Origin of the sequence: Alteromonas sp. BZK5 (assembly GCF_014349115.1) — a bacterium.
Lineage (GTDB): Bacteria > Pseudomonadota > Gammaproteobacteria > Enterobacterales > Alteromonadaceae > Alteromonas > Alteromonas macleodii.
On sequence record NZ_JACSOE010000209.1, the window covers coordinates 1 to 2,218 of the forward strand.

At 41.9% G+C, this 2,218-nt stretch carries 2 protein-coding genes; one reads left to right on the forward strand and one right to left on the reverse strand.

The features are described from left to right. Nucleotides 1-491: 491 nt before the first annotated feature. The gene (locus BIZ39_RS21310; protein WP_071978364.1) at nt 492-1,589 is read left to right on the forward strand and encodes an ISAs1 family transposase; all 1,098 of its coding nucleotides are present in this window, start codon (nt 492-494) and stop codon (nt 1,587-1,589) included. Here the strand turns inward: BIZ39_RS21310 and BIZ39_RS21315 are convergent. Beyond that, a partial coding sequence (locus tag BIZ39_RS21315; RefSeq protein WP_187448038.1) for a hypothetical protein occupies nt 1,586-2,218 on the reverse strand: 633 nt, incomplete at its 5' end. The two genes, BIZ39_RS21310 and BIZ39_RS21315, sit on opposite strands and share 4 nt — an antisense overlap.

Sequence of the window (2,218 nt, forward strand, 5' to 3'; positions counted from 1 at the left end):
AATTTATAGAAGTTTTTGTTACTCAGCATTTTATGCTCATCTTCGGGTTTCCGCATTAATTTTACTTTATAAAAAAATTCAGAGAAAATCGGAAAATAATTTTAATTATATGAAACAATATATAAGCTAAGATTAACCCCAAGGATAAAATAAAGACAAGGCCTAAAAAACCAAACCCTGTAAAAATCTCATCAGCACTTCTATTCTCTAAAAAAATGTTTGTAGCCGACGTTAGGTGTGTGAACGATTCTGTATCAATTTCTTTGTGATCAATAACATTAACTTTGAAATGTTGGTTAAGTTTTTTTTCTCGGATTTTATCAGCTTTAAATATTACTCGATATTTTTGCATTCCCAAATTAGATGATATGTCACTACTTCGCTGCACCCCCCTCCAGGGCGAGATCGCGAACATTATTTGATCAAATTTAACTGTTAGTTGACGACCTGGTCTGGCTATGATCATATGCTCTCTTTTTGGGAGCACCACAATGTCACTTGCCGTTTTTGCCAGCCACTTTCATTCGATAGACGAGCCTCGCCAGGCCAGTAAAATCACCTATCCGCTATTTGACGTTTTATTTCTAACTGTTGCAGCTGTGATAGCGGGTGCTGAAGGATGGGAAGACATTGAAGATTTTGGTCGCTGTCACCTGGATTGGCTTAAGCAACATGGTGATTTTAGTCTGGGTATTCCCGTGCACGATACGATTGCCCGGCTTGTAAGTCGTGTTGACCCGGGCCAGTTTCAACAGGCATTCATTGCCTGGATGCAACAAACAGAAATACTGACACAAGGTCAGGTCATCGCGGTTGATGGAAAAACGCTAAAAAGCTCTTATGACCGAACGGACAGACGTACCGCCATTCATATGGTTAACGCCTATGCGACGGCCAATGGTGTGGTACTGGGACAGTATAAAACGGATGCAAAGTCCAACGAAATCACGGCTGTTCCCGCGCTGTTGCAACTGCTTGATATTAAAGGTTGCCTGGTCAGTCTGGATGCCATGGGATGTCAAACGAGTATTGCACAAACCATCATAGACAAAGAGGCAGACTACTTACTGACGGTGAAAGCGAATCAACGAGGCTTATACACCGGATTACAAGAGGCTTTTTCCCAAACAACAGCTGACAAGCTGACGCATGTCGAACAAGGTCATGGCCGTAGGGAATATCGAGAATATCAGGTATTGCCCGCATCTGGCTTTACAACAGAACATAGCAGTTGGCCCAAACTGACTACGCTGGGTATGGCAGTTCATTACAGAGTGGATAAGCAGGGTAAACAGAGTTTGGAGTCACGTTACTATATCTGTTCGAAAACACTCAGTGCAGAGCATTTTGCCAGTGCTGTTCGCAATCACTGGGGTATCGAAAACAAAGTCCACTGGCTTCTTGATGTGGCAATGCATGAGGATGCATGTCAAATACATCGCGGTGATGCCGCTCAAAATCTCGCCTGCATAAGGCAAGTGGCACTCAATCAGCTAAAACGGGAAAAAACGAAGAAGGCCAGCATCCGACGTAAACAGCGCATTGCGGCTATGGATACTGCGTATCTTGAAAAAGTGATAACTGCTTAAAAAATGATCACGCTCTTACCCTGCACCCCCCTCATATCGGAGTAATAAAAACCATCATTGGGATCTAGTCTCAGGAATTTAAAAAAAGGATCTACAGCACCGTTCTCAGATAGATCTTGTTTAACTTGTTTTGCAACTTTCTCTATCTTCAAAGATAAGTCATGCCTTGTTGATGCTAACTCCCTACCACAAGCTTCAGAATACTTAATGCAGAGGCTCTCAAGTGCGAGTAAGAAGTGGTTTTTGCAAATTGTTAGGTGCCCTCTGTCATTGGGTAATTTACACGTCAGAAAATCACTGGTTGGTTTACGAAGTAATATTTTGTACTGTTGCGCAAAAAGATCCCTTTCTATATCATGCCAAAATTCAGGTTGATTAAACTTCGCCTTCAAATGACTATACTCTACAGTCTCCTGAAGGTAGTGGTTTGCCAAGATTGCCCCGAAAGCGTATCCTGATACCACCTCCAATGTGATCCTAGCAATTGTGCCGCCTCGAATCCCTTTAAAATTATTCCATAAAGAAGTGCTTTTTGAGATGCTGGCTATACTGGGAACTCCCAAAGCACCAACTAAAGCAGGACCAAAACCATAATGATAAATTAATAGTTCTTTTATTAACCTTCCTTC

What these genes read in the sequence shown, in the direction of transcription:
- BIZ39_RS21310 (WP_071978364.1), top strand. Translation starts at nt 492, where the DNA reads ATGTCACTTGCCGTTTTTGCCAGCCACTTTCATTCGATAGACGAGCCT.